The following is a 6734-nucleotide window of genomic DNA, read 5'->3' on the forward strand; positions in this document are numbered from 1 at the left end:
TTAGATCAAGATAATACTATAAAACAAGATACACCTAGTTATTATTTTTCTCCTAAAGATGAAAGCAGTGGTTTAGGAAGACTTAGTATCTTTTATAAAAATGATGAACTTTGTTTGCTTAATTATTCTATTATAGAAAATTCTTTAAATATTAAATTAGAATGTTTAAGCAAACAAAGCTTAGAGTATAAAGACTTAATTTCAAACACTTTAAAAGAACAAAAAACCACACAAGTAGATAAAAAACAAGCTATAGCTAAACTTCATGCTCTTTTAGAAAATCAAAACCTAGAATGTATCCATGGAGGTAAAGTCATACTTAAATCAAACAAAGGAAAAACTTTTAAAGATGATGGTGTGCCTATAATGCTAGAAAGTGATTTATTAAACTCTAGTATAGTAGCTTGTCCTAATACTATAGCAGGTGTAAGTGTTCCTTGTACTAAAGTTGTTAATGTAAAAGGATCCTTATCTCAAAAGAAAGTCAATAATGAATTTGCAATCTTGCAAGAACTCATCTCAGCTTGTAAAACAGATAAAGGCTTTGCTTTAAAAGTAAGCTTTACTCCTACTAAGTTTAAATTTGATCACAGCTTTGATCCTAAAGAGGGCTTAGGAGAACAAAGTAAAAATCAAATAGAGTTAAAAGAGCCTATAATAAGACTTCATTATAAAAGTGATAGATTTCAAAAAGATAATTTACCTATCTATAATCTTTTAATCAATAATGAAAAAAAAGAACAAGATAAAGCTTTAAATGAATTTAATATAGATTTAAAAGATTTAAAAGATATAGAGGATATAAATATTCTTAATCAATTCAAACAAGACTTTAGTAAAGATTATGAATTTAAAGAATTAAATCTTAGCTTTGATACTAATTTAATCAAACTTTATTTTATTATCCCAAAAAACATTGCTAAAGTTTATAAAAGTGCTTATAAGGAATTTGAAAATAAAGATTTAGGAGTAGGGTATTTTACACAGCTACATGAGTATGATAAAATCATCAAAAATGCTTTAGAAGATAATAAAGAATTAAACGAATATCATTTTAGTTTTTTAGCTCCTGCAAAAATGCAAAATTTAAAACTTCAAATCGCACAAGGACTAGATGAAATCTTAGAAGATGAAGATAGAAAACAAGAGTTTTATGTTTGTAAATTTGTGGTGGTAAATGGGGTTAGTGAAAACAATACTCAAGAAAAAATCACTCATCTAAGCAATGATGGTCAAAATCTTTTAAAAAATATAGAGAAGCTAAGACTCAAACCTTATAATGATCAAAATGGAAAAGAAATTACTTCATATGTTAAAGGTGCAACTATTGGATATGGACATCTTATAGGGCAAAATGAATGGGATTTGTATAAAAATGGTATTACTTTACAAGAAGCGGATAAATTGTTTAAAAGCGATTTGTTGCCCTTTGAAAATGCTGTAAAAAATTCAATAAACTCTTCCTTAGCACAGAACGAATTTGATGCCTTGGTTATATTATGTTTTAATATAGGGATTGATAATTTTAAAAATTCTTCTGTTGTTAAAATCATCAATGCAGAGAAAACGGGTTGCAAAACATTAAAGGAAGCTTGGATGGCGTGGAACAAAAGTCAAAATAAAGTAATGCAAGGACTAATTAATAGGAGAAATGCTGAATATAAGCTTTACATTCAAGGAGGTTATGAAAAATGGTAATTTTTAAAAATATATTATTGTTTTTATTTTTTAGTACTTATTTATTAGCGCAAGAGGATTTTACTCCACTAGAGCAATGTACCTATGAAAATGAAAAGTTTTGGATAAAAATTTTAAATCTATGTCCAGAGGGTAATATAACTTGTGATAAAGTTGTATATGTGGGTGTCAATAAAAATAATGGAAAATATATTGTCCTAAACGGTAAGTCTATTAGTGATGTAAATATGAATTTTAAAGGATATGTTTTTAAAAATGGTATTTATGAATACAATATTTTTAATAATTTTTTATATATTTCTAAAAACAAGCAGATTATACAAGAATATCGTCTGAAATTATGTGAAAAATAGACACAACAAAGGCAACAAGCAACAACAAATACCTAGAATATGTAAAAAGTTAAAAAGATGCAATAAGAATTACAAGAAGTTTTTAAAGTTATAAAAATCCTAATTAATGAAATCTTAGCTCCTAAATTTTACAACAAATACAAAGATTTAGAAGTAGAGATTGATGATAAGGGCAATGTGCTTAGGTGGATAGGAGAGATTAATAGAGAGACAAAAAATATTAGCAAATAAAAAATGATATAATAATGCTTTATATAAGGAATCTTTTATGTTTATAAGTTCTAAAACAGAGTTAATTCAAACTATTAAAAATTTAACAATCAACAATAAAGAAGTTAAACAGATTGATTTTATTTATCCTAATTTTTCTATTTTACACGCTATATTAAAAAATATTGATTTTCATCAAAGAAAAATGCTATCTAAAAATCAAATATTGGCTATGGAAATACTAGAAATTTTAAAACAAACTTGTGATAATCACAATAATATAGAAATAAATATCCATACCCTTAATGAGCTTGATGCTGGACAAAATGTAAATTTAAAAGATTTATCAAGCAGTGAAATTTGCACTAAAGTTTATTTAGAAGACTTAGAAGAAGAAATTCAAGACAAGAAACAAGGTAAAGATTTTAATCTTTTTTATCATACAGATAAAAATAATCTTTGTATCGAATTTATCAATACTTTAAAAGAACTAGCTAAAGATTCTGAAGATATAACAACCTTAGACGAGTTAATCGAAAACATTGATCCTGATGATATAAGCAGTGAGAAATTTGATGATTTTAAGAAAAAAGTTTTAGAAAAGATTGGAAATGTCATAGAATCGGATTTTTTCAAAAATAGCATAAGTCCCACTTTAAAAAATACTTATGAAAAATTTATCAATGAGTTGTTAGAACACATTAAAAAACTTGCCGAAGAAAAAGAATATGAAAAAATTAAAATCATACTAAGTGCTATAGCGGGTGTTGCAATAGCCACAGTGGTAGCTGTTCTTACAGGTGGGACAGGATTAGCTATTTTGGCTGCTGGTTTATTTTCTTTAATGGGTTCTGCAAGCGAGTATTATGAATTTGCTCAAAGAGATTATGGCACACTTTTAACGACTTTAGCCGCATTTTTAGCCACTAGATGTGCTATGTTTATTCATTATATTAATTCTCGCTTGTTATCTTGTGTTTTAATTATTAATAAAAAAGAAATTATTGATTTAAGTGGTTTTGGATTATATCTTGGAAGTGATGAAAGCAATATCGCTTCGAATTTGGCTTATAAAATCACTTTAAGCGAAGAAATAAAAAGCATTGAAAATATTTTTAGTGAAATCTTTTTAAACCCAGAACAAAAAGACAAGGGATATAAAAATACACCCAATGATTCAAAATCGAGCAATTTACCCGCTTTCATTTCAACGCAAAAATTATCTAATTTGTATTTAAAAAACAATGCTATTTTAAAGAATTTGCAAGAAGATATTAAACAATTTATTTATTTTTCCTATATAGAAAGTCCAAATTTTAACTCAAGTAAACTAGCTGAATTTTTCGCACAAAAAAATCAAAATGCACAAATAGATTTAAATACAACTAAAATGAGTAAAAATTATTTGATTATTTCAAATATCCCCAATAAATACAATGCAGGACTTAGTGAAAGTTTAACTCAAGAAATCGCCAACTATAATATACAAGATAAATACAGAAGAATTAAAAAAAATATTGATACTTCAAAAAAAACTTATGACAGCACAAGAGATTATAGCGAATATAGCATAGAAATGCCACAAGATGAAAATGAACCTTATATTTTACAATTAAGCCCTTTTGTGAAAATATCCAAAGAAGCTTATGAGAATAGTAAAAAAGCTTATGAAGATATGCAAAAGGTTTATAAATATTTAACAAATTTTGTTGCTACACCGCAGAAGCTACCAGAATTCGCAAAAACAGCTAAAGAAAAATTAGCAATATCAGAAAATGAGCCAATGATAGAAATAGTAAAAAAGACGGAAAATTTACGACATTGCGAACGAATAAACATTTTAGCTTATATTGACTACAATAAAAAAATAAATGATAAAAAATGGCTTCCTTATTTTTATATCAAAAAATTCTTTAAACAAAACGAAGCCAAAGAATCCATCATAGAAAAAGAAAAGAAGATAGCTCATCAATATTTAACTTTTTTGAAAAAAGAGTTTTTTGAAAAATCGGATAAATCTTCATTTGGGAACTATTCTTTAATGGAATGTTTATTTATTTCATTTGTCTTGTATCAAGCTAAGCTTATTTTTCCAAATATCAATTTGGATTTGAAAAAATATGGAGGCAGTAATTTTGTATATATAAAATACTTAGAGGAAACTTATGTTTTATGGACAGATGAATGTCCAATATATGTAAATAATGAGCCAACAAATATTACAGCATATGAAGTTGTATCGCAATTATTAAAAATACTTGACAAAAAAGATTATTCTTTTGTGGAAAATGATAATTCGATAACTATAGATGATTTTTTTAATGAATTATCAAAAGATTTAGATACAACAAATACATTAGATAAAAAAATAATCAAATTAAAGCAAATGTATCATTTAGATGAACAAAAATGCATTAAAGAATTTATGAATTTAGACGAAGAAACGCAACGAGCTTTTGTTGCATGGATGGATATAGAGAAACAAATATCAGATTTATCAAAGCTTTTGGAGCAGATGTATGGAAAAGAATATTTAAATAAGGCAAAAGAACAAAAAACAAGTGAAATATTTACTTATGCAATGTTAAAAATTTTATTAAGTGCTAGTCCTTTTATCAGCTTTACAGCTCAAATGTTGTGGGATTTTAATTTTTTAAAAACAATAGAATATGTTATTCAAGCTTGTATTAAAATAAACAAAGAAGGATTTAAAGAATTTTTTAAAGAACAGCTTGGTATTTTTGCACCTCCAAAAAAGAATAGTATATATCATATACACATAAAATCTAATTTAATAATAAAAGCACGCTTGCAACAAATAGAAAAAGAATTAATTCATACTAAAATCCAAATGATTTTAGCACAAGAGATAAAATCCAATTTAATAATACAAAAAAATACATCCGGTTTAAATCTATTTATCACAAAGATAAAAGAATACTTTAATGAAAAACAAATTAAGATTTATTGGAGTGATAAATATATGAAACAATTATTTATATACTCTAATCAAGAAAGCAATATATCTAAAATTGCTCTTATGCATAGCATGGATATACAAACTCAAAAATATACTATTTATACTTATGCTAAGCTAAATAAACTTGACCTTGCTTCTATTGTGGCTGGAGAATTTGTGGGTATTTTTTTAAATTATCTCTTTCCAACAAATTTTAAAGCCCTACAAGAACAATATGAAAGCATTGTTTATCAGCTTTACACCTTCAAAGATGATTCTCCTTTAGCGGTTATAAGAGATCATTTTGTAACCTATCCTTTTGCAATCAATTCGAAATTCATTAGCTTTGATTTAAAGAAAATTTTTTATGGCATAGATCTTTGCACAGGAGTTTTTGACACTCATTTTTCCTTTCATTATGAAATAGATCAAAAGCTTGAAGAAAATAAAGAATTTCTTTTAAAAAGACTTTTGTCTTATTTGATTATTGATGAGAAAAGAAATGCAACTGCTTTAGAGGATATAAAAGAACAAAAATATATTATAGATGATTATACTTTTTATTTTAAAGAATTAAAATCTTTAGAACTTAAAAAATGCACTATATATCAACTTCCTTGTAATCATCCTTTGTTTAAAGAGTTTAGAAATAAAGAAAAGCAAATTAGTGCTTTTAAAAAGGATGAAGATAGTCCTATTCATGCTTACAATGAAGCTTTACAAATTTTACAAGATTTTGCTAATGGAATTTACAATACAAGTAAAGATAAAACAGGAAGATATATAGAAGATAAAAATAAGGCTAGAAGATTACTAGAAAAACTCAATATCATAGGACAAAACAATCTTAAGGCTATGTATATGGGGATAAATGGAAATGAAGAAAGCTTGAAAGCTATAGGCAAAAGAGAAAATAACACTAGCAAAGCAAGTGCAAATGCTGATATCACATCAGAAACAAAAACTCCGCCTAATTTCATAGGCAGACTAGCCACTACTATAATCATAGAAGATGGTTTATATATGGGTTAAATTAAGAAAGGATAAATAATGAGTGAGACTTATAAAATTTATACACCCAATGGATTAACATTAGATGTGGAAAAAGATACCAATAAAATACTCTTTAAAGAAAATGTTAAGCCCACAGGCAACTATACCGAAGAATATTCCAAAGCGGTTTTTAAATCTTATCATATTATGAAAAACTCCCCCTACAAAGACTATAAACCCCAATACCTAGATCCTGAATTTCACACAGGGGAGAAATCTACTTTGCTTGAATTTAAAGATTGGCAAAGCATATATTTAAAAGATCCTATCCAAGGAGCTATAGCTCCTTGGACTAAAGCAGAAAAAGCTTATTATAAATCTTTAAAAACTAAAAGAGAAAGATATAAATATTTAGCAATAAGAAGTGGATTAAGATCTGTGGTTATAGATATACCCTATGATGCTTATGCTAATGTAGATGAAAAAGGATATTTAATCAATGAAGAATACGCCTATATTTA

Annotated in this window: 3 protein-coding genes and 1 pseudogene; all 4 read left to right on the forward strand. The window is 26.4% G+C overall.

Annotated elements, in window-relative coordinates; translation table 11 throughout:
- The first annotated feature begins 114 nt into the window (after positions 1 to 114).
- Positions 115 to 1698, forward strand: a complete 1584-nt coding sequence (locus AJ930_RS10670) for a lysozyme (RefSeq protein ID WP_070275237.1) — start codon at positions 115 to 117, stop codon at positions 1696 to 1698.
- Positions 1692 to 2051: a hypothetical protein gene (locus AJ930_RS09080; protein WP_002779560.1), complete on the forward strand. Its 360-nt coding sequence runs from the start codon at positions 1692 to 1694 to the stop codon at positions 2049 to 2051. Before AJ930_RS10670 ends, AJ930_RS09080 begins: the two co-directional genes overlap by 7 nt.
- 268 nt (positions 2052 to 2319) lie before the next feature.
- A complete protein-coding gene (locus AJ930_RS09085) occupies positions 2320 to 6252 on the forward strand; it encodes a hypothetical protein (protein WP_070275236.1) in 3933 nt (1310 codons plus the stop codon).
- Between the two features lie 18 nt (positions 6253 to 6270).
- Positions 6271 to 6734: pseudogene (locus AJ930_RS09090) on the forward strand (hypothetical protein); the annotation flags it as partial.

It is taken from the genome of Campylobacter sp. BCW_6871, assembly GCF_001762325.1.
Classification (GTDB): domain Bacteria; phylum Campylobacterota; class Campylobacteria; order Campylobacterales; family Campylobacteraceae; genus Campylobacter_D; species Campylobacter_D jejuni.